Source organism: Granulicatella sp. (genome assembly GCF_057274575.1).
The window spans coordinates 12,945-35,075 of sequence record NZ_DBHISP010000014.1; the positions used below are offsets into that span (position 1 = coordinate 12,945).

Genomic DNA, 22,131 nt, shown 5'->3' on the forward strand with positions numbered 1-22,131 from the left:
GATAAACTTAAAGGACAGGAGGCGGAAAGATGGAATTTGAGAAACAACTCGATCGCATTAAAAACGGGCAAGTGAATCTAGTTTATTTAGTTCAAGGAAAAGAACCTTATTTACAAGAACTTGCACGGAAAGTGTTTTTAGAGACCATTGTGGCTCCTGAAGATCAAGACTTGAATGTGGGACGATTCAATATGGAGGAAGTCTCTATTCAAACAGCCATTCAAGATGCAGAGTCGGTTCCTTTTTTTGGAGAGAGAAGATTAGTACTGGTTGATAATCCAAGTTTTTTTACTGGAGAAAAAGAGAAAAAATCAATGGATCATCAATTAGAAAGATTACAGGCGTATTTAGAAAATCCAATGGAAAGTTCTGTGATGGTATTCTTTGCTCCGTATGATAAGTTGGATCAACGAAAGAAAATCGTGAAACAATTAAAGAAAGTGGCGGTTTTATTAGATGCTAGTGAACTAACGGAGAGAGATGTTAAACAGTATATTCAGGATTCTCTGCGTAACCACCAGTACACCATTCAAGAAGAAGCGCTGGAGACCTTACTCGTTAAAACGCAATATTCACTAACGAATAGTATGAAAGAATTGGATAAACTGATGATTGCTTCCATTGATACAAAAATGATTCCACTGGAACTGGTCGAGAGTTTAGTCGCCAAAACATTGGAACAGAATATTTTTGAACTTGGGGAATCTATCTTGAAAAAAGAGGGAGTCAAGGCACTCCAAATCTATCACGATATGTTACTACAAAAAGAAGACCCCTTGAAGATGAACGCGATTCTTTTAGGTCAGTTTCGATTATTGCTTCAAGTGTCCTACTTGAAAAGAGAAGGGTATCAAGAACCAGAAATTCAAAAGACACTGGGCGTACATCCGTACCGTGTTAAGATTGCCCTGCAACAATCCAGAAGATTTGGGTTATCCCTTTTAGAAAAAGCCTTTATGCAATTGGTCGACACAGAATATGCTCTAAAGACGAGTCTAGGGATTAAAGAGATGCAACTGGAATGGTTTATCCTACAGTTTTGTGCTTAGCAAACAATAAAATTCAAATATACAATATGGAGGAATAGATATGACCCCAATGATGATTATTATCGCTGCGGTTGCAGTGTTCGTATTACTAAGTTATGTAAAGGTAAAAACAAACAAGATTTCTAATAGAGAAAGTTCTTATTCGAATACTAATCGTTCATCTAACGAACAAGTAGAGTACATCCCAGAAGAACTAGAAGAACACTTACGTACACTAAAACGCGACGGTCGCCTTATTCAAGCAATCAAAGACTTGCGTGACGAAACAGGAATGGGCTTAGCCGAAGCCAAACAATTTATCGATGACTTATCTGTCTAACAAAATCAGAGTGCCCAAGCAGGAGACTAATCCCCTCCCGCGGGCACTCTTTTTTTCTTCCCGGAGTCTTCACATTGTTCAGGCCCTTTTTTCTAGCAACTTCATATCCCCCGGGCACTTTTTACTTTCCCGGAGCAGTCCTATTGTTCGGACTTCTTTTTTATCTCTGAAATCAAGCATAGGGTAAAATTCTTACGGATTTTACGGGTGAAATCAAAATAGAGGATAAACAAAAAAGAATCAGTTTATTGAAAGAATAGCGGGAACGTGCATTAAATGCGAATTAGCAGGAGTAGGAAGACCTTCCGTACTCCTGCTTTGAGGCTTTAAAGGCGAGAGACCTAGGCTTGAGCCGTTGCCCCGCTATAACTCTTTCAATAATAAAACTGATTCTTTTCAGTTTATCCGGTATAACACTCTACCTTGAAGAAATCCGTAAGGATTTTACCCAGCCAACAAGAAGCACCATTGATCGGGCTTCTTTTTTCATCTCTAATAATATACGCCTCACGGATATCGTATTAGAGTAGAACAAAAACGAAGAACTTCCTGGATTCATCGGAATCATCGTCATGAACTAGAAAGCAATGTGAATTACTGAGGCTTAGTGAATTTCACTTAGCCTCAGTTTGAAGCTTGCTAACCTTGAGACTTCGGCTCAAGGTGGTGCCATGATGATGATACCGATGAAAAATCCAGAGGAGTTCGAAGGGGATGTTCCAATCTCTTCATTCGTTATCCGTGAGGCGTTCCTATTTTTGAGCATAAAAAAAGAGCCCGAGATCAATTCTCAGGCTAATTATTATTTGCTTAATTTTGCAGCAAGACGTGATTTGTCACGAGAAGCTTTGTTTTTGTGGATTAATCCTTTAGAAGCAGCTCCGTCGATTGCTTTGTGAGCAGCACGTAATAATTCTTCAGCATTTTCAGCACCTTCAGCTACTGCAGCTTCGAATTTTTTGATAGCAGTACGCATAGCAGAAGTTTGTGAGTTGTTTGCTAGTGTTGACTTTTTGTTAGTACGAACACGTTTGATTTGTGATGCGATATTTGGCAATGGGTTCACCCCTCTTTCATTTTACATGTATAATCACTGATCAGTTGTTTCCAACACGGACTATTATACAAAAGTCCAGTATGAAATGCAAGCAAGGTATAGGGTTGGCAGGGTGCAAGCTGGCGGTAAATATTGTTTATTGATGGTATAATGGAAAAGAATCGAAAAAAGAGGTGAAGGTATGAATGAATTTAAACTAGTGGCTCCGTATACGCCACAAGGAGATCAACCTCAGGCCATCCAGGAATTAGTGGAGGGGCTTAATAAGGGCGTTAAAGAACAGACGCTTCTTGGTGCGACAGGTACGGGGAAGACGTTTACGATTGCTAATGTGATTAAAGAAGTGAATAAGCCGACATTAGTGTTAGCTCATAATAAAACATTAGCAGGGCAATTATATGGAGAGTTAAAAGAATTCTTTCCGGACAATGCTGTAGAATATTTTGTTTCTTATTATGATTACTACCAACCAGAAGCTTATGTGCCTTCTAGTGATACTTATATTGAAAAAGAATCCAGTGTCAATGATGAAATCGATAAGTTGCGCCACTCTGCTACAAGCGCGCTTTTGGAAAGAAGAGATGTCATTGTAGTTGCTTCCGTATCTTCTATGTACGGGTTGGTAAATCCAGAAGACTACCGCGACCATGTATTGTCTCTTCGTGAAGGAATGGAAATAGAAAGAGATGAATTACTTCGTCGTTTAGTCGAAATGCAGTTTGAGCGAAATGACTATGATTTCAGAAGGGGAACATTCCGAGTGCGAGGCGATGTAGTCGAAATCTTCCTTGCGGGACATGATGCGACGGCGTTTCGAATCGAGTTTTTTGGAGACGAAATCGAAGCGATTAAAGAAGTAGATGTGTTAACAGGAGAAATTAAGGCAACGGTAGAGCATGTTCCAATCTTCCCGGCAACGCACTTTGTCGCGAATGAAGACCAAATCTCTAAGGCGGTTTCGACGATTAAAGAAGAACTCGCCCTCCGCCTAAAAGAATTAAGGGACAATAATGAGTTGCTGGAAGCGCAGCGATTAGAGCAAAGAACCAATTATGATATTGAAATGCTCCTAGAGATGGGATACTGTAATGGGATTGAAAACTACTCTCGCCATATGGATGGAAGAAAGCCGGGACAACCACCGTATACATTGCTTGATTTCTTCCCAGAAGATGCACTATTTGTCGTGGATGAGTCTCATATTACAATGTCTCAAATTCGTGGAATGTATAATGGGGACCGTGCTCGTAAGGAGCAATTAATTAAGTACGGATTTAGATTACCAAGTGCGCTAGATAATCGTCCGTTACGCTTTGAAGAGTTTGAAGCAAAAGTTCCGCAAATTATTTATATTTCTGCGACTCCAGGTCCATATGAATTAGCACATACGCCAAAAGTTACCGAGCAAATCATTCGTCCGACAGGCTTGCTCGATCCGCCTGTGGAAGTTCGTCCAATTAAAGGACAAATTGATGACTTAATTAGCGAAATTAATTTACGTGTTGAACGGAATGAACGTGTCTTTATTACGACGCTTACGAAGAAAATGTCTGAGGACTTAACCGATTACCTAGAAGAAGTAGGCATTAAAGTGAAGTATCTTCACAGTGATATTAAGACATTGGAACGTACTGAAATCATCCGAAACTTGCGATTAGGAGAATTCGACGTATTGGTCGGAATCAACTTGCTTCGTGAAGGCTTAGACGTACCAGAAGTTTCTCTGGTGGCGATTCTAGATGCTGATAAAGAAGGCTTCCTGCGTAGCGAGCGTGCTCTAGTGCAAACGATTGGACGTGCTGCACGAAATGCAAATGGCCGAGTGATTATGTATGCCGATAAGATTACAGACTCTATGCAAAGAGCGATTGATGAAACAAACCGTCGTCGCAGTGTCCAAGAGGCTTATAATAAGGAACACGGCATTGTTCCGAAGACCATCGTGAAGAATATTCGTGATTTAATCGCGATTACTCATGAAGTGGAAAAAGAAGATGCTCCAAGCACTGCAAGAGACTTCAAAAAAATGTCGCAAGAACAAAGACGAGAAGCTATCGAGTTGCTGGAATTGGATATGCGTGCAGCTGCGAAAGCATTGGATTTCGAAAAAGCGGCTGATCTGCGCGATGTGATTTTAGAGTTAAGAGCCGAGTATAAATTATAAGAGGGTTATTCGATGAAATGGAATTTAAAAGAAGACCTGACAGAACATGAAGGAGAAACAATTCTAAGCCATATAGAAGGTTTCTCCTTCTATATTGTCAGTGCTACAAAGGAAAAAGGATTAGAAATCATTGTTTTAGATGAGTTTAATGAGAGATATACTTTGTTTGATGTAGAAACAACAGGAAGCAGCATCGCTCAAGCCCTTCGAGAAGAAGCCGGTGAAATAGCGACCAAGTGGATTCATCCTCTTCAGGGAGAACTGAGCGCCGCGAAGGAAAAATGGACGAATTGGATTCATAGCAATATTGTTTCTTTTAGTTCGCAACCGTTCAAAAGGTCGTCAGCTACATTGTTTAGAGTGGAAGAGCAAGGAAAGTGCTATGCCTTGATGACAGAAATCCCATTCAATAAATTAGGGGTTTCAAGTGAAGAGCGAGTGTTAATCTTGAATGTGAAAATTGATCCGAACACGAAGGAAAAGCTATTAACGAATGAAGGTTTCTTTGAGGTGTATCATATGAATAAAAAGCATTGGATTTCAATTGCGCTGAATGTATGCACAGATGAAGCACTCATCAAAGAGTGTATTTATTACAGCTACAAATGTGTTTCGAAGAAAGACAATTCTTTACTTTCTAAAAGAGGTTCGTTATAATTTTCAACATAGCGTTTTAGCAAAAGGAGATTTTTTTATGGTAAATATTGCAATTGTAGGAGCGACAGGAGTCGTTGGAACAAAAATGATTGAACGTTTAGAAGAAAGCAACTTACAAGTAGACCACTTATATCTACTTGCATCAGCACGTTCAGCAGGAAAAGTACTACAGTTTAGAGGAAAAGATTATGTAGTCGAAGAATTAACGGAAGACTCCTTCAAGCGTGATATTGACTACGCCATCTTCTCAGCAGGAGGCGGTACTTCATTGAAATTTGCACCCATCGCAGAACGTGACGGCGTGATTGTCATCGATAACTCAAGCGCATGGAGAATGGATCCAGAGATTGATTTAGTCGTACCAGAATGTAACGCACCAACATTAGAACGTAAGATAATCGCAAATCCAAACTGCTCAACCATCCAATCGGTTGTACCATTACGTCCATTGCATGATGCATTTGGATTAAAACGTGTGGTTTATACCACTTACCAAGCCGTTTCAGGTTCTGGACAAGCAGGGATTAATGATTTAAGAAACGGGGAAAAAGGGGAAGCTCCAACAAACTACCCACACCCAATTTACAATAATGTATTGCCGCATATCGATGTGTTTTTAGAAAATGGCTATACAAAAGAAGAAATGAAAATGATTCAAGAAACGCGCAAGATTCTTGGTTTATCAGATGATGTAGCTGTGACAGCCACTTGTGTGCGTGTACCTGTATATAACTCACACTCTGTAGAAATCAATGTGACTTTCGAAAAAGATACAACACCGGAAGAAATTCGTGCATTATTAGCAAAAGCACCAGGCGTAATCGTATTAGATAAACCTGAGGAAAATGTGTATCCAACACCATTACAAGCAACTGGACATGACGAAGTGTATGTGGGACGTATTCGCCGTGACATTTCTCAACCAAACAGCTTCCACATCTGGTGTGTGGGCGACAATATCCGTAAAGGTGCTGCGAGCAATGCTATCCAAATTGCGGAGTACATTGAAGCGCACGGATTACGTAAATAGGGAGTAAGACAAAAGCTAAACAAGGACTCACAGTGTGAGTCCTTTTTCTTATAGTGGTCTCAAATCCTTCGCACCGTGAAGGATTTCCGCAAGGCTGATTAGAATTAAGCAAATCACGAGTGATGAAGCTTAATTCAATCAGCTACTGCGTCATATTTTATAAGTTTTTTTGGTACAGAGTTAATTCCTTCTCTCCCTCTAAGCACAGTGGTTGAATGATATGAGCTGCACTGTAAACAGCTTGCTCATACCTATTCAACTTTGTGGGGGAAAGAAAACGAAACATCCTAGATACAATAATGTATCTAGGGTGTTTCTGTCTTTCTCCCTCGCATTTAATGCCATTCCACGTTATGGCTATGTTAGAATCCGTAAGATTTTTCGTAATCAACTTTCAAATAAGCAAGAGTTGCACAGTCTTCTAATAATTTTTTACTCCGCTATATCCCACTGTGGGTATAAAAAAGGGCTCGTTGAGGATGGAAAAACTTGATGTATCATAAATGCTCCATCTTTAGGGAGTAAAAAAGTGAATGACACATTTTTGTTACGTAACATAATTGTTACATCCTTTATAATCAAAAGCAGGAAGCAATTTTTTCCGCTTTTGAAGAGGATAAAATGTGATACAATGAAAGTACTATTGATGTAAAAGGAAGTATGATTGTGAATCGATTAAAGCCTTATTTAAAGCCATATTTGAAAGAAACAATATTGGCACCGTTATTAAAATTATTCGAAGCAATTTTGGAGTTATTAGTACCGCTTATTATGGCAGTCATCATTGACAAAGGAATTGAAAACCAAGATACCTCTTTAATCCTTGGTCAAGGGGCCATTTTAATCGTCCTTGGGATTTTAGGGGTCGTCGTGTCCATTACTGCCCAATATTATGCAGCAAAAGCAGCAACGGGATTTACAGCGGATCTAAGACAGGCGCTCTTTTCAAAAATTCAATATTTTAGTTTCTCGCAACTGGATGCGTTAGGGAATGACACTTTACTGACACGTTTGACGAGCGATGTGAATCTCGTGCAAAACGGATTAAACATCGCGCTTCGTCTGTTGCTGCGTTCACCTTTTATCGTCGGTGGAGCGATTGTGATGGCCTTTGTTGTGAATGTGGAAATGGCATGGACGTTTGCCATCACAGTTCCAATCTTAGCAGTCGTCGTATTCGGAATTATTTACTGGACAATTCCAATGTATCGCCGGGTTCAAGGGCAAATAGATCGTATTATGCGTCTCGTGCACGAGAATTTACTAGGTGTTCGTGTGATTCGGGCATTTAACCGTGAAGAAAAAGAAATTCAGTCGTTTAGAGAAGATACCGAAGCGTTGAATCAGGCGCAACAAAAGGTGAGTGCCCTATCAGGAGCTATGAATCCTATTACGTTTGTGATTGTGAATGTAGCGCTTATCGTCATTTTATATAGTGGGGCGATAAAAGTGGATACAGGAACGTTGTCAAAAGGGGACGTAATCGCCTTAACAAACTATATGTCACAAATTCTAGTAGAGCTTGTAAAATTAGCCAATCTTATCGTGTTAATGACGAAATCTGTTGCGAGTGCGGAGCGTATTGACAATATTCTATCGATGGAACCGGATATGGTGGAAGGAACCCAAGACGTCCATCCAGATAGCGACATAGCAGTGGTGTTTAAAGACGTGACGCTTACGTATCAAGGGGACCAAAATGCAGCGCTCAACCATATCTCCTTTACCGCATTAAAAGGACAAAACATCGGCGTGATCGGGGGGACTGGTAGTGGGAAATCATCTCTTGTGAATATGATTCCTCGTTTCTATGATGCGACAGAAGGCAGTGTAGAGGTCTTCGGAGAAAACGTTCGTGACTACCGTTTTTCTTCGATTCGTGGAGCGGTTGGAATGGTCTTGCAAAAGGTGCAACTCTTCCGTGGAACGATTGCCGACAATGTCCGTTTTGGGAATGCATCTGCTTCAAGTGAAGTCGTAGAACATGCACTAGGAATTGCTCAAGCCAGAGAGTTTGTACAAACGAAAGAAGGCGGACTGGATTATGGCATCGAACAAAATGGACGCAACTTATCCGGGGGACAAAAGCAACGGATGACGATTGCGCGTGCCATTGCTAAACAAGCGCCGATTTTAATCCTAGATGACAGTGCTTCAGCATTAGACTTTGAGACCGATGCGAAATTGCGTGAGGCTATCAAGAATCAAGTGCCACGGCCAACAACCTTTATCGTGTCACAACGGGCGGCTTCTGTGCAGTACGCAGACTTAATTCTCGTTTTAGATGAAGGGAACCTGGTCGGAAAGGGAACGCATGAAGAGCTATTAGCGAACAACGAAATTTATCAAGAAATTTACTATTCACAATTTCCAAAGGAGGATGAAGCATGAGACAGAAAACTCAATGGGAAACCGTCCGTAAAGTTCTCCGCTACATCCGTCGCTACCGTATTTATTTTGTAGCGTCCATTCTTTTGGCGAGTGTGAATGTATTTGGAACCTTAATGATTCCAAAATTAGTCGGGGAAGCCGTAGACCAAATGCTAGGAACTGGCCAAGTCTTCTATGAAGGACTATTTGCCATCCTATGGCAGATTGCACTTTTTACGGCAATGGCAGCCATCGCGCAGTGGTTTATGAACCTTAGCAATAACAAGATGACATACTCGGTTGTGCGAGACCTTCGTAGAGACGCGCTTGAAAAAATCGAGACCTTGCCACTCAGTTATTTAGATATTCATCCTGTCGGAGAAATCGAGAGCCGTATCATCGCGGACGCGGATCAATTCGCGGATGGATTATTGATGGGATTCACGCAGTTATTTACGGGTGTGATGACGATTCTAGGAACGTTAGTCTTTATGCTCAGTGTGAATGTGACATTGACGCTTGTAGTAGTGGTGATAACGCCAGTGTCATTTGTCATGGCCAGCTTTGTCGCGAAAAAATCCTATCATTTCTTTAAACAACAATCGGAAATTCGTGGCGATCAAACCGCCTATATGAATGAGATGATTGAGGGGACACGAGTGGTGACGGCCTTCCAGCAACAAGAAAAAGTCATCGAAGACTTCTCGGTGATTAATAAGGAGTTGACGGATGTTTCTCTAAAGGCCATTTTCTATTCCGCGATTACTAATCCAGGTACAAGGTTCGTGAACAATATGGTGTACACAGTAGTAGGAGTCTTTGGAGCCTTCTTTGTCATTCAAAGAGGAGTAACGGTGGGACAACTTACTTCCTTTTTAAGTTATTCTAACCAATATACGAAACCATTCAATGAAATTTCAGGAGTTATTACCGAACTTCAAAATGCGATTGCTTGTGCCAACCGCGTATTTGAACTGTTGGAACAACCGTCTGAACATCCAGAGCGCAAAAATGCTGAGTCTCCTGAAACCTTTGACGGAGCGGTGGAATTTAGCCATGTGGACTTCTCTTATGTGAAAGGGCAACCGCTGATTGAAGACTTTTCGCTGGATGTCAAACCAGGGCAACGCGTGGCAATTGTCGGTCCAACCGGAAGTGGGAAGACGACGTTGATTAACTTATTGATGCGTTTCTATGAAATTAATAGTGGAAAATTAGCCATCGATGGTCATTCGATTGAAGATATCACGCGCCATTCATTGCGTAATGGATTCGGAATGGTGCTTCAAGAAACGTGGCTTCAAACGGGAACTGTCCGTGAAAACATCACGATGGGAAATCCAACGATTAGCGAAGAAGAGATGATTGGCATCGCCAAACTCTGCCATATTCATGGATTCGTCAGCCGTCTGCCACAAGGATATGATACGGTGATTTCAGATGACGGTGGGGATTTCTCACAAGGGCAAAAACAATTGCTCTGCATCGCGCGTGTCATGATGGGACAACCGAATATGCTAATTTTAGATGAAGCAACCTCTTCCATCGATACACGTACCGAGTTGAAGATTCAAGAAGCCTTTCAACATCTGATGGAAGGACGCACGAGCTTTATCGTGGCGCACCGCTTATCGACGATTCGTACAGCAGATGTGATTCTCGTCTTAAAAGACGGACATGTCATTGAAAAAGGAAATCATGCCAGCTTGATGGAGCAACGTGGGTTTTACTATAATCTCTATCAAAGTCAGTGGCAACATTAAAAATAAAAATAGCGTAGGCTCGTTGAGGAGCTTACGCTATTTTGTTAGTTAATTTTGAAATTCTTCTAGAGCTAGTGAAGCTTCTTCCCATTCGGCGAGAAGCGTTTCTTGACGTTCAAGAAGGGCAGCTTCTTCAGTTGAGAGAGCAGCGGATTTATCTGGGTCAGAATAGTTTTCCTCCAGTGTCATGGCCTCGTGGACTTTTTCTAACGCCTCTTCGATATCGTGCATCTCGGTTTCGAGTTGCTCGATACGTCGAGTCAGCGTACGAATTTGACGTTGCTCTTCTTTTGAGGCATGATAGCTGGCTTTGGCCTCTGTCATCGGCTGAGCTGTTGTTGTTTCAACACTCTTGGCTTCTTGAAGTGCGGCGAGTTCTTCTTTTTCTTGTTTTTTCTCAAGGTAGTAGTCGTAGTCGCCAAGGTAGAGTGTGCTTCCTGTTTCTTCGATTTCAAGAATGGCCGTTGCAATCTTATTGATAAAGAAACGGTCATGGGATACAAAACAAATCGTACCATCGTAGTCGATGAGAGCATCCTCCAATACTTCTTTACTATCGATATCCAAGTGGTTCGTTGGTTCGTCGAGCAGTAGGAAATTATCATGTTCCAGTGACAATTTGCAAAGGGCTAGTCGGGCTTTTTCACCCCCGCTTAGTTGTGCAGTTGTTTTTTCAACGTCACTTCCGGAGAATAGGAAGCTTCCGAGAATCGAACGCACATCTTTTTCGGGCATAGTTGAATGACGAGACCAAAGTTCCTCTAGAACCGTTTGATTCGAGGAAAGGCCAGCCAAGTTTTGGTCATAGTAACCAACTTGGACGCCAGCTCCTAAGTCAATCGATCCTTTGATTAAAGGAAGTTCACCTGTAATCGACTTCAAGAGAGTTGATTTCCCAATTCCATTTGGCCCCACAATAGCAATGGCTTCACGCTTGCGAAGTTGGAAGGAAATCGGACCGCTCAAGGCTTCGTGGTCGTAACCGATATAAGCATCGTTTACTTGTAATACTTGGTTTCCGGATTCGCGTTCCACGGTAAATTCAAATCGAGCAGAGCGCTGATCGCCTTTTGGTTTCTCCAATCGTTCCATTTTCTCTAATTTTTTACGACGGGATTGCGCGCGTTTTGTGGTTGAGGCGCGCACCAAGTTTTTTGCGATGAATTCTTCTAAGTCGTGAATTTCTTGTTGTTGCTTTTCGTAGGCTTTTTGCTTGAGTAAATAGCGTTGTTCGCGTTCTTCTAAGTAGTGTGAGTAGTTTCCCTTGTAATATTCACAGGCTTTATGGCTGATTTCGTAAACCTCATTACATACACGGTCTAAGAAATATTGGTCGTGGGATACGATCACAAGAGCGCAATTGGAAGAGCGTAAATAATCCTCTAACCATGTTAAGGTTTCAATATCCAGGTGGTTCGTCGGTTCGTCTAAAATCAGTAAATCGTGTTTCTCTAATAAAATCCGAGCTAAAGCTAACCGAGTACGTTGCCCTCCAGAGAGCGATTGAATCGGTTGGTCGTAGTCTTCTGGATAGAAACGGAATCCATGAAGGACAGTACGGATTTCAGATTCGTATCCATACGCGTTCTTTTGGTTCAGTTCTTCTTGTAGTTGGTCATAGCGTTTTAAGGCGAGTTCGTATGCCGTAGGGTCTCCTAGAAGGTCAGGGTCACCGAGTTGCTCAGCTGCTTTTTGCGCTTGTTTCTTCAAAGTTTCTACGTCTTCGAAGAGATGAATCATCTCTTCCCAGACGGTTTTCGTTGAATCGATGGCCGCATATTGGTCTAAGTAACCGATGGATAGGTCTTTTTTCTTTGAGACACTTCCCATTGAAGGTTCTTCGATACCCGCCAACATTTTTAAGAGCGTTGATTTTCCAGTACCATTACGCCCAACGATGGCAATCCGCGAATTTTCTTGAATATGAATCGTAATATTTTCAAATAGGACTTCATCTGCAAAAGTTCGAGCGAGTCCTTGTCCTTGTAGTAGTATCATGATAGGTCCTTTCAGTGAGTATTCATCTCATTTTATCATAAAAAAGAGGTGGACAATATTGAAATGCGTTCGAGTTTGCGTTCACATTCACAATTAAGAGGTTGTGAATAAAAAAGTACAAGCCTTGCTGTATATAAGCAAATTATATAGGAGTAAGTGAGGAGCAAACAAAGTATTTGTGAAAATTCATATCGTTGTGATAGAATACGCATGGATGTAAAAGAAAAGGAGTCTTAGATATGAAAGAGTATAAAGAAATGAAAGAAATCGAAGTGCCACGTGCAACCGCAAAACGTTTGGCCATTTATCATCGTTATTTACGTTTCTTGCATGATGCAGGAAAACGTCGTATTTCGTCAACAGAGTTAAGTGAAGCTGTAAAAGTAGATAGCGCAACGATTCGTCGTGATTTTTCTTATTTTGGAGCTTTAGGAAAACGTGGATATGGATATGATGTAGAATACTTATTGGAATTCTTCAGTCATACATTAAACCAAGATCGCTTAACAAATGTAGCTTTAGTCGGCGTTGGTAAATTAGGACAAGCGTTACTAAACTACAATTTCCACCAAAGCAACAATGTTCGCATCAGTGCAGCATTCGATGTGAACCCTGATATCGTCGGAACGATTCAAACAGGAGTTCCAGTCTATAGCATGGATGAAATGATTGAGCAATTAAAAGTTCAACAAATTCAAGTAGCGATTCTAACCGTTCCTCAAGATGTAGCGCAAGATACAGCCGATCGTATTGTAGAAGCAAATGTTCGAGGCATTTTAAACTTCACACCAATTCGATTAAACGCTCCAGAAAACGTTCGAGTTCAAAACGTTGACTTAACAAACGAGCTTCAAACTCTAATCTATTTCCTCGACAATCAAAAATAATTTTTGAAAGGCATCCGTAAAGGGTGCCTTTTTTGTATAAAATAAGAGTATTCAGAAATGCAAAAATTCATGATATACTATACAAAACAAGTAGAACCTTTAAATGCATTAGGGGGCTGAAGAAAATGATGAAGAAATTCAGTAGTGGAATGCTAGGGGTCGTTGCAGTAATAGCGTTAATCATCGGCGGATTTGTAACGTTGAATCTAGTGAAGAAGCATGAAATGGTCACTTTAGTTCAAAGTACGCAGGTGAGAGAATCTATTGAAAATCAATTAAAAGACTTAGATAAAAAAGCGTTGGAAGAAGGCGGAGTTATTCAGTCCTATGAAATTGATGTTGAGTCTATTCAGCATAACCCTATGGGAGGAATTCACTTTAAAATATACTTAAACTCCAATAAGAAATTAAGCGTGAGTTTTAGTCTGACTAAAAGCTTGGATACAGGTCAGTTCAAACATTCTTCAACGGGATATTCAAAGGAAGTCTCAGACTTGATAAAAAATAGGCCATAAGAAATAAGAGCTTTTTATCTAAAATAAGATTTAAAAAACATAAAAAGCACTAATCGATTGCATTGATGCAGTGATTAGTGCTTTTCTTCTGGATCTTTATCGTCTAGAGAATCATCATCCGTTTGGAAATTATCCATGATATTAGCAAGTTTCTTTAATTCATTGTAAGTTCGAAGCATATTGATACTTGTTACGATGTTTGTTGTTGCAAATAGACAGCAGAATAATGTGATAAAGTCAAATCCGTTTCCAGGATAATGAGAAGTTGCTAGAAAGATAAAGAAGATGGCTAGTGCAATTTCAAAATAGAGCTTTCTAAAGAAAATTTTTCTAGGCATAGCGTTCATCCTTTCTTGTTAAAATCTTACATAATTCTGGAAAAATAAGCAAGTATTTATTCTTGATTTTTCCTGACCAAATGAGTATTATAAAACTATGAGTTAGCACTCATTGTTTTCGAGTGCTAAAAAAGAGTAAGGAGGATTTTATATGTTAAAGCCTTTAAAAGATAGAGTTGTTATTCAAATGGTGGAGCAAGAAGAGAAAACGGCTGGTGGATTATTTCTACCAACTACTGCTCAAGAAAAATTACAATTTGCAAAAGTAATCGCAACAAGCGAATTCACTGCTTCTGAAGACCGTCAAGTGTCGGTTGGCGATAAAGTCGTGTTCGAAAAATATTCAGGAACAGAAGTAAAATTAGATGGTCAAGAATATATCATCGTGAAAGAAAAAGATATTATCGCAATTGTTGAATAAAGGGGGATACAATTATGGTGAAAGATATTAAATTTGCAGAAGACGCAAGAAGTGCCATGCTTCGTGGTGTGGACGTTTTAGCAAACACAGTAAAAGTAACATTAGGACCAAAAGGACGTAATGTCGTATTAGAAAAAGCATTCGGATCTCCACTCATTACAAATGATGGGGTCACAATCGCCAAAGAAATCGAATTAGAAGATCACTTCGAAAACATGGGTGCAAAACTCGTAGCTGAAGTGGCTTCAAAAACAAATGATATTGCCGGTGACGGTACAACAACAGCGACTGTTTTAACACAAGCCATCGTTCGTGAAGGATTGAAAAACGTAACGGCTGGCGCAAACCCAGTTGGCATCCGTCGAGGGATTGAACTTGCGACAAAAGCAGCGGTTGAAGAATTACACCGCATTTCTCGTCCTGTTGAATCAAAAGAAGCCATCGCACAAGTGGCGGCTATTTCTTCAGGTTCAGCTGAAGTCGGTGAATTAATCGCTGAAGCTATGGAAAAAGTGGGGAACGACGGCGTTATCACAATCGAAGAATCGAAAGGGATTGAAACAGAATTAGATGTTGTAGAAGGAATGCAATTTGACCGTGGTTACTTATCACAATACATGGTAACTGATAACGACAAGATGATTGCGACTTTAGATAATCCATTTATCTTAATCACAGATAAGAAAGTCTCAAACATCCAAGAAGTTATTCCATTATTAGAACAAATCGTTCAACAAGGACGTGCGTTATTAATTATCGCGGATGACGTGGATGGTGAAGCTTTACCAACATTAGTATTAAACAAATTACGTGGAACATTTAACGTGGTAGCTGTAAAAGCTCCAGGTTTCGGTGACCGTCGTAAAGCGATGTTAGAAGATATCGCTGTGTTAACAGGTGCCCAAGTCATTACAGAAGACCTTGGCTTAGAATTAAAAGATGCAACATTAGCGCAATTAGGGACAGCAGGTAAAGTGGTGGTTTCTAAAGACAGTACTACAATCGTGGAAGGTGCAGGTTCTAAAGAGTTAATCGCGAACCGTGTTGCTTTAATTCGCGCACAAGCACAAGATACAACAAGTGATTTCGACCGTGAAAAATTACATGAACGTCTTGCTAAATTATCAGGTGGGGTTGCCGTGATTAAAGTCGGAGCCGCTACTGAAACAGAATTAAAAGAGAAAAAACTTCGCATCGAAGATGCGCTAAATGCTACTCGCGCAGCGGTTGAAGAAGGTATCGTTTCAGGTGGAGGAACAGCTCTTGTGAACGTTCAAAAAGTAGTTGACGCTCTTGAATTAGAAGGTGACCTAGCTACAGGTGCGAAAATCGTATCTCGTTCATTAGAAGAACCATTACGTCAAATCGCAGAAAATGCGGGCCTTGAAGGTTCGGTCATTGTTGCTCGTTTGAAATCTGAAGAAAAAGGAATTGGATACAATGCCGCTACAGATCAATGGGTAAACATGATTGAAGCAGGGATTGTGGACCCAACGAAAGTAACACGTTCTGCTTTACAAAATGCTGCATCTGTTTCAGCATTATTATTAACAACAGAAGCTGTGGTAGCTGACAAACCAGCTCCAGTAGCACCACCAATGCCAGGAATGGATCCAGGTATGGGCATGATGTAATCAAAGGAAGAGAGGAAGAGGGGTGAAAGTTTTTCACCCCTCTTTTTCTTTTGTAATAAAACACCGCAAGGTGCTTACTAAAAAATAGAACTTCGTTCAAAACTACGAACCCCCGAGGATTTCTCTATAGTATATGCAACGAGGCACCGGCTTGAACCAAAGTCTCAAGCTCCTTCAAGATTCAAATGGACTCTAAAAAATAGATTTTTAAGAGTCCATAATTCACTTTGAATGCTTACTCCCATTGCCAATACTATGGAATCCTCGGGGTTCTCTGTTTTGAACAATTTTTTGAGGTGTTTTATAAAAAGAGGATGGAATAGAGAAGGCGAGTTACGCTACGAACCCTCGAGGATTTCTCTATAGTATATGCAACGAGGCACCGGCTTGAGCCTGTAGTTTCTTACCTCAAAAGCTTCAAAAGGAACTTACGAAAAGGCTAGTCACAATGATTGACGGGGGCGTACATTTTTGCTAAAATAGTCGTGTTGTAATTGTGAAGCACCACAGCTACAACCGCTCGGATTAGAGTACAAAAGACCGAAAGCGGCACTTTAAACTGGCGAGTCTTAGTCTAAAATATAGGAGGTGCAATATGTACGCAATCGTAAAAACTGGTGGAAAACAAGTTAAAGTTGAAGTTGGTCAAGCAATCTACGTTGAAAAATTAAACGCAGAAGCTGGCGACAAAGTAACTTTCGAAGAAGTAGTATTTGTAGGTGGAGATGACGTTAAAGTTGGTGCTCCATTCGTAGCAGGTGCAACTGTTGAAGGAACTGTTGAAAAACAAGGCCGTCAAAAGAAAGTTGTTACTTTCAAATACAAACGTCGTAAAGACTCACACCGTAAACAAGGTCACCGTCAACCTTATACAAAAGTTGTTATTGACGCAATCAACGCTTAATCACGATGATTCAAGTGACTGTACACAAAAAGAACCAGCGAATTGTTTCCTTTGAAATGACTGGACATGCAAACTATAGTGAACATGGTTCGGATATCGTTTGCGCAGGGGTATCAGCTCTGGCTATTACAACTGTGAACAGCATTGAGAAGTTAGCAGGATATCAACCGATTGTCGAAGTCGATGAGGTTGAAGGTGGTTACTTATACATGGAAGTTGTAGAGGACTTGACGAAAGACCAAGAACATACAACTCAAATTTTATTAAATAGTCTATTACTAGGGTTAGAAGATATTCAATCAGAATATCAAGACTTTCTAGCTGTAACTGTTGCATAATCAATCAAGGAGGTGCACAACTATGTTAAAAGTGAATTTACAATTATTCGCCCATAAAAAAGGGGGCGGTTCTACATCAAACGGACGTGACTCACAAGCAAAACGTTTAGGTGCTAAACGTGCTGATGGACAATTCGTTTCAGGTGGTTCAATCTTATTCCGCCAACGTGGAACAAAAATCCATCCAGGTGAAAACGTAGGTAGAGGTGGAGACGATACTTTATTTGCTAAAGTTGACGGAATCGTACGTTTCGAACGTAAAGGCCGTGACAAAAAACAAGTATCAGTTTATCCAGTAGTTGCTGCTGAATAATAATGAGTAGGATGTGACATTCAGTCACATCCTTTTTTTTAGGAAATTTGAGGAGTGACAAAACTACTGCGAACTTTCCAGATTTCTCTATAATTGCTATACTAGCTGTATCGGAGGAAGCCTTGCGTCTTCCTTCCTCTCAAGCTTCAAAGAGACTCTAGGAAATGAATTTCCAGAGTCAGTAATTCAGATTGAGTAAAACTGCTAGTATTGCTATGATAGAATCTGAAAGTTCTGTGTAGTTTTGTAAAAAAATATGTGCTGCTGTCGTAGCTCATAATATTCAAAGCAGGGAAACTCTTAAAAGTAGAAGGAGGGGTTTTTATCGAAGCGGGAAAAGAAATTCAAGCGTTCGAGGAATTGGCAAAAGCAGTAGAGCTGCTTCAAAAAGAAATCGGCTATTCGAATATAGAAGCGCTAGGGGAAACCTTACAAAATATAGTCAATGACAACACTGCGCAACAAGTCGAAGGCCTGCCAAGTAACGAAGTGGCCCAAGAATTAAACAAAGCGTATAAAGAATTAGATTTAGCAAGTTATTCGAGTGAAGAAATTCGCCGTATGATTCAATTCACGTTCTTGAAAGCTGCTAAAGAAGATGGCTTACAAACCAATCACCAAATGACACCAGATGCGATTGGATTACTCGTGGCGTATATGATTGACCAAATTACGAAGAAAGACCAGGCTATTACAATTGCGGATTTTGCTGCGGGAAGTGGAAATTTACTGAGCACGATTCTCTTATTTTTACAATCTGCAGGAAAAACAACCCAAGCGACGGCTATTGATAATGATGAAGTACTCGTTCATTTAGCCTTACAAGCTTTTGCGTTAGAACAGTTGGATGTGAAGACTTCCTTGCAAGATGGCTTGCAAGATTCACTTGTGGAACCACAAGATTTCGTAGTGAGTGATTTACCAGTCGGCTACTATCCAGTGGATGCCAATGCCGATCGTTTTGAGACAAAAAATGAAGAAGGTCATTCTTTTACCCATCATTTACTCATCGAACAGCATATTCGCTATTTGAAGCAAGCGGGAATCGGATTGTTCATCGTTCCGACAAATCTATTTGAGACTGTCGAAGGGGAAACGTTACTGGCTTACTTGCAAAGGGAAACATATGTACAAGCAATGCTCGCTTTCCCACGTAATTTATTTAAAGATGTGCAGTTCAGTAAGTCTTTACTCATTGTACAGAAACGAGGGGAATCCGCTAAACAAGTGAGTCAAGTCCTTCTTGGTGATATCCCAGAATTTAAAAACAGAGAAAAATTTAGAAAATTCACTCTAACATTCGAAAAATGGGCACAAGAAATGTTATAATGAATCCGTTAGACCCAGATGCGGGCTTAATTTTAAATTAAAGGAGAATGTGCATGTCAAAATCAATCGCGATTAATGCAGGAAGTTCAAGCTTGAAATTCCAATTATTTAATATGCCACAAGAAGAAGTGGTGGCTAAAGGGTTAGTAGAACGTATCGGATTAGGAGATTCAATCTTCTCAATCAGCTATGGAGACGACCAAAAATTTGAAGTGGTAGAAGATATTCCAAACCACGAAGTTGCGGTAGAAAAATTATTAGAACAATTAGTAGCGTTAAACATTATTTCTTCATTCGATGAAATCACTGGTGTTGGTCACCGTGTCGTTGCAGGTGGAGAATTATTCAAAGATTCAGCTTTAGTAGATGATACTGTTATCCAACAAGTAGAAGACTTAGCAGAATTTGCTCCATTACACAACAAAGCGGAAGCAGTAGGAATGCGCGCATTCAAACACATCTTACCAGACATTACAAGTGTTGCTGTATTCGATACTTCATTCCATACAACAATGCCTAAAAAAGCTTATTTATACAGCATTCCAATGGAATACTACAAAAAATTCAAAGCTCGTAAATACGGAGCTCACGGAACAAGCCACCGTTACGTTTCACGCCGTGCTGCTGAAATGTTAGGTAAACCAATTGAAGAATTAAAAATCATCACTTGCCACTTAGGAAACGGTGCTTCAATTACTGCGGTTGATGGCGGAAAATCTGTAGATACATCTATGGGATTCACTCCACTTGCAGGGGTTACAATGGGAACACGTTCTGGAGATATCGATGCTTCATTAGTAGCGTTCTTAATGAACAAATTAAACATTACAGACGTTAACGAAATGGTTGACATCTTAAACAAAAAATCAGGTCTATTAGGAATTTCAGGCATATCAAGCGACATGCGTGACGTTGAAGCTGCAATGGAAACAAACGAAAACGCAAAAGTTGCTATGGAAATTTTCGTTGACCGCGTTCAAAAATACATTGGACAATATGTTGCTGTGATGAACGGTGTAGATGCAATTGTCTTCACTGCTGGTATCGGTGAAAACTCTAAATCAGTACGTGCACGTATCATTAACGGATTAACTTGGTTCGGTTGCGATATCGATCCTGAGCGTAACGATACTCGTTCAGAAGCAATCATTTCTTCTGAAGGTGCAAAAGTTACAGTCTTAAATATCCCAACTAATGAAGAGGTTGAGATTGCGCGAGACATCGAACGTTTACGCAAATAATACAAACCGAAGGTTTGAAGAGAAACTTCTAAATCCTTGGATTTGTTTATAGTAGTGATTGTAGGAGACCGGCTCGAGCCTGTAGTCTCTCACCTATCGAATTCAAAGAGCCCCATGGCGGAATATCCGCTGTGGGGCTCTATTTCATTTCGATTCTTATTCCCTACTATCACTACTATAAAATCCAAGGTTTATCCGTTTCTCTTCAAAAATGCAGATGCTTGCGTAAATCCTTCTCAGTGAGTACGCGACATGTGCTTTTGGAGGAGGGCGTAAATCCTTCTCGGTTAAATACCCGACAAGGAGTGTGGTAGTGGAGACAGGCTCTCACCTGCCAAATTCAAAGGCTCTCTTGGCTATAAATCGCTGAGAGAGCCTATTTCATTTATCGTTGTTGTTATGGGATTTCTTTGAATTTTTGAAATTTTAATTGCTAGAGGTCGGGTCAAGCGTCGCATGCTTGCTCTGCTTTATAGGGGCGGAGTAAGCCCCTAATTTAGTACCCTAAAAATTAATTATACCGCTACTGAATATGAAAAAAAAGACTTTTAAGCAGAAAAAAAGAGAAGTAAAATTAGTGTATACATAAAATAAAAAGCAAAGGAGCGATTTCTATGGATAGCGGAATTTATGTTTTAGTAGGTATTGTTATTTTGGCTATTTTAGTAATTTCTGGCCTTTACTTATTGCTAAAAAAAGCTCACAAGTGAGGTTTCAATAATGTTTAAAAAAATAAAAGATTCATATAATTTTTCCGTTCCTTTTTTAAGTTGTATGATTTTTACGAAGTTTGCAGTTGATATTTTTTATGATATTTTTTCAATTGAAAGTTTTGGTGATAGTATTCTTTTTGAACGATCAATGTTACTTGCTTTATTTATTTCTATGGGTATTCACATTTATAAAAATATGAACAACAACCCTGAATAGGATATCAAAATGAAGATAAGGAGGAAGTTATATGAGACCACTTTTTTATTTAATATGGATTGTATTACTTGCGTTTGGAATATATTTGAGAAAGAAAAAATTATTAAAGTACCTTTATGGATGGAAATTTCTTTATTTGTTTTGATTTTTGTAACTTTATACTCTTATGTATTGTTTATCCCATAAATAAACAAAATCACCCTGAAAAGGGTGATTTATGGTCATATTAACTTTGAGGTATTTGTTATGAATAGATGGTTTAAATATATTATAGTTAGTACTATTATGGCATCTAGTATTTTCTTTTTGGTTTATTATCAAAAGGGGGAATATAAATATGAGGTTTTCCTTGTAATGTTTATTTTAAATGTGCCTGTATTTTTTGATAAAAAAAGTTCACAAGTAACAATTAATAAAAAATCAAGGAGGTCTTAACAATGGTTAAAAAAGCAATTTTTGCCTTTAAAAAAGCAACAAAGCTTATGGGGATTTTATTGTCTGTGTATTTAGTGTATTCTTTTTACGATTCTTCAATTTTTTCTAGTCATCAATTTCGTATGGGGTTGTTAGCTTTTTGGACAGGAGATTTTTTATATTTCTTTTTATGGAAAAATCCAAGAGATATATTTAAGGATTGGTGATAAAAAATGAGGTTTGATTTTTAATTGTCGGTGTTTAGTTAACTTTTATTATTTAAAAAAATAATTCAAAAACCACCCCGAATAGGGTGGTTTTTTAGGTTCTCGTTTTTAGGTTCTTATGATTGCGTAAATCTTTCTCAGTAGAATACATGACAAGTGCTTTTGGAGAAGGGTGTTTAAGAAGAACGTTGATAAATTCTTCTTCATTTGTCATGTGTTGTCGTAGGCTATAT

21 protein-coding genes and 1 other annotated feature are annotated in these 22,131 nt (G+C 39.6%); of the genes, 18 read left to right on the plus strand and 3 right to left on the minus strand.

Going from position 1 to position 22,131, the window contains the following annotated elements:
- The first annotated feature begins 29 nt into the window (after positions 1 to 29).
- Positions 30 to 1,049, plus strand: coding sequence for a DNA polymerase III subunit delta (gene holA, locus ACO5V7_RS07320; protein ID WP_485485652.1), 1,020 nt, complete (start codon positions 30 to 32; stop codon positions 1,047 to 1,049).
- Positions 1,050 to 1,089: 40 nt separating this feature from the next.
- Positions 1,090 to 1,368, plus strand: coding sequence for a hypothetical protein (locus ACO5V7_RS07325; RefSeq protein WP_298649609.1), 279 nt, complete (start codon positions 1,090 to 1,092; stop codon positions 1,366 to 1,368).
- Positions 1,369 to 2,170: 802 nt separating this feature from the next.
- Here ACO5V7_RS07325 and rpsT read toward each other — a convergent pair.
- A complete protein-coding gene (gene rpsT / locus ACO5V7_RS07330; RefSeq protein ID WP_039849208.1) occupies positions 2,171 to 2,425 on the minus strand; it encodes a 30S ribosomal protein S20 in 255 nt (84 codons plus the stop codon).
- Between the two features lie 181 nt (positions 2,426 to 2,606).
- Here rpsT and uvrB point away from each other — a divergent pair, with 181 nt between their 5' ends.
- From uvrB to ACO5V7_RS07355, 5 genes are all read left to right on the plus strand, one after another.
- A complete protein-coding gene (uvrB, locus tag ACO5V7_RS07335; protein ID WP_485485653.1) occupies positions 2,607 to 4,589 on the plus strand; it encodes an excinuclease ABC subunit UvrB in 1,983 nt (660 codons plus the stop codon).
- 12 nt (positions 4,590 to 4,601) lie between these two features.
- Positions 4,602 to 5,246 carry an MmcQ/YjbR family DNA-binding protein gene (locus tag ACO5V7_RS07340; protein WP_485485654.1) on the plus strand — a complete coding sequence of 215 codons (645 nt, stop codon included), beginning with the start codon at positions 4,602 to 4,604 and terminating at the stop codon, positions 5,244 to 5,246.
- Positions 5,247 to 5,283: 37 nt separating this feature from the next.
- Positions 5,284 to 6,276, plus strand: a complete 993-nt coding sequence (locus ACO5V7_RS07345) for an aspartate-semialdehyde dehydrogenase (protein ID WP_485485655.1) — start codon at positions 5,284 to 5,286, stop codon at positions 6,274 to 6,276.
- A gap of 660 nt (positions 6,277 to 6,936) precedes the next feature.
- Entirely contained in the window at positions 6,937 to 8,667 is a 1,731-nt protein-coding gene (locus ACO5V7_RS07350) for an ABC transporter ATP-binding protein (RefSeq protein ID WP_485485656.1), read from the plus strand.
- A complete protein-coding gene (locus tag ACO5V7_RS07355; RefSeq protein WP_485485657.1) occupies positions 8,664 to 10,409 on the plus strand; it encodes an ABC transporter ATP-binding protein in 1,746 nt (581 codons plus the stop codon). The genes ACO5V7_RS07350 and ACO5V7_RS07355 overlap by 4 nt, the downstream gene beginning before the upstream one ends.
- 48 nt (positions 10,410 to 10,457) lie before the next feature.
- Here ACO5V7_RS07355 and ACO5V7_RS07360 read toward each other — a convergent pair whose 3' ends face one another.
- Entirely contained in the window at positions 10,458 to 12,407 is a 1,950-nt protein-coding gene (locus ACO5V7_RS07360) for an ABC-F family ATP-binding cassette domain-containing protein (protein WP_485485658.1), read from the minus strand.
- A gap of 257 nt (positions 12,408 to 12,664) precedes the next feature.
- On the opposite strand from ACO5V7_RS07360, the gene ACO5V7_RS07365 reads away from it, so the two are divergent.
- Both ACO5V7_RS07365 and ACO5V7_RS07370 read left to right on the plus strand, forming a co-directional pair.
- The gene (locus tag ACO5V7_RS07365; RefSeq protein WP_039849269.1) at positions 12,665 to 13,294 is read left to right on the plus strand and encodes a redox-sensing transcriptional repressor Rex; all 630 of its coding nucleotides are present in this window, start codon (positions 12,665 to 12,667) and stop codon (positions 13,292 to 13,294) included.
- A 125-nt stretch (positions 13,295 to 13,419) separates the two neighbouring features.
- Entirely contained in the window at positions 13,420 to 13,809 is a 390-nt protein-coding gene (locus ACO5V7_RS07370) for a DUF1310 family protein (RefSeq protein WP_485485659.1), read from the plus strand.
- 74 nt (positions 13,810 to 13,883) lie between these two features.
- On the opposite strand, the gene ACO5V7_RS07375 is transcribed toward ACO5V7_RS07370, so the two are convergent.
- Positions 13,884 to 14,147 (minus strand): hypothetical protein, encoded by a 264-nt coding sequence (locus ACO5V7_RS07375; RefSeq protein WP_298649631.1) that lies wholly within the window; start codon positions 14,145 to 14,147, stop codon positions 13,884 to 13,886.
- A gap of 151 nt (positions 14,148 to 14,298) precedes the next feature.
- On the opposite strand from ACO5V7_RS07375, the gene ACO5V7_RS07380 reads away from it, so the two are divergent.
- The 9 genes from ACO5V7_RS07380 (at position 14,299) to ACO5V7_RS07420 (ending at position 21,898) form a co-directional block, all read left to right on the plus strand.
- Positions 14,299 to 14,568, plus strand: coding sequence for a co-chaperone GroES (locus tag ACO5V7_RS07380; protein ID WP_070438661.1), 270 nt, complete (start codon positions 14,299 to 14,301; stop codon positions 14,566 to 14,568).
- A 14-nt stretch (positions 14,569 to 14,582) separates the two neighbouring features.
- Positions 14,583 to 16,202 carry a chaperonin GroEL gene (groL, locus tag ACO5V7_RS07385; RefSeq protein WP_485485660.1) on the plus strand — a complete coding sequence of 540 codons (1,620 nt, stop codon included), beginning with the start codon at positions 14,583 to 14,585 and terminating at the stop codon, positions 16,200 to 16,202.
- A 504-nt stretch (positions 16,203 to 16,706) separates the two neighbouring features.
- Positions 16,707 to 16,782: a sequence feature (ribosomal protein L21 leader region), on the plus strand.
- Between the two features lie 15 nt (positions 16,783 to 16,797).
- Complete coding sequence (rplU, locus tag ACO5V7_RS07390) at positions 16,798 to 17,106, plus strand: 50S ribosomal protein L21 (RefSeq protein WP_005607264.1); 309 nt, start codon at positions 16,798 to 16,800, stop codon at positions 17,104 to 17,106.
- A 5-nt stretch (positions 17,107 to 17,111) separates the two neighbouring features.
- A complete protein-coding gene (locus ACO5V7_RS07395; RefSeq protein WP_070438655.1) occupies positions 17,112 to 17,444 on the plus strand; it encodes a ribosomal-processing cysteine protease Prp in 333 nt (110 codons plus the stop codon).
- Between the two features lie 22 nt (positions 17,445 to 17,466).
- Positions 17,467 to 17,757, plus strand: a complete 291-nt coding sequence (rpmA, locus tag ACO5V7_RS07400) for a 50S ribosomal protein L27 (RefSeq protein ID WP_005607260.1) — start codon at positions 17,467 to 17,469, stop codon at positions 17,755 to 17,757.
- A 360-nt stretch (positions 17,758 to 18,117) separates the two neighbouring features.
- Positions 18,118 to 19,086 (plus strand): class I SAM-dependent methyltransferase, encoded by a 969-nt coding sequence (locus ACO5V7_RS07405; protein ID WP_485485661.1) that lies wholly within the window; start codon positions 18,118 to 18,120, stop codon positions 19,084 to 19,086.
- 53 nt (positions 19,087 to 19,139) lie between these two features.
- Positions 19,140 to 20,327, plus strand: a complete 1,188-nt coding sequence (locus ACO5V7_RS07410; protein WP_485485662.1) for an acetate/propionate family kinase — start codon at positions 19,140 to 19,142, stop codon at positions 20,325 to 20,327.
- Positions 20,328 to 21,047: 720 nt separating this feature from the next.
- Positions 21,048 to 21,257, plus strand: a complete 210-nt coding sequence (locus ACO5V7_RS07415; protein ID WP_485485663.1) for a hypothetical protein — start codon at positions 21,048 to 21,050, stop codon at positions 21,255 to 21,257.
- A 437-nt stretch (positions 21,258 to 21,694) separates the two neighbouring features.
- Positions 21,695 to 21,898: a hypothetical protein gene (locus tag ACO5V7_RS07420; RefSeq protein WP_485485664.1), complete on the plus strand. Its 204-nt coding sequence runs from the start codon at positions 21,695 to 21,697 to the stop codon at positions 21,896 to 21,898.
- Positions 21,899 to 22,131: the final 233 nt, after the last annotated feature.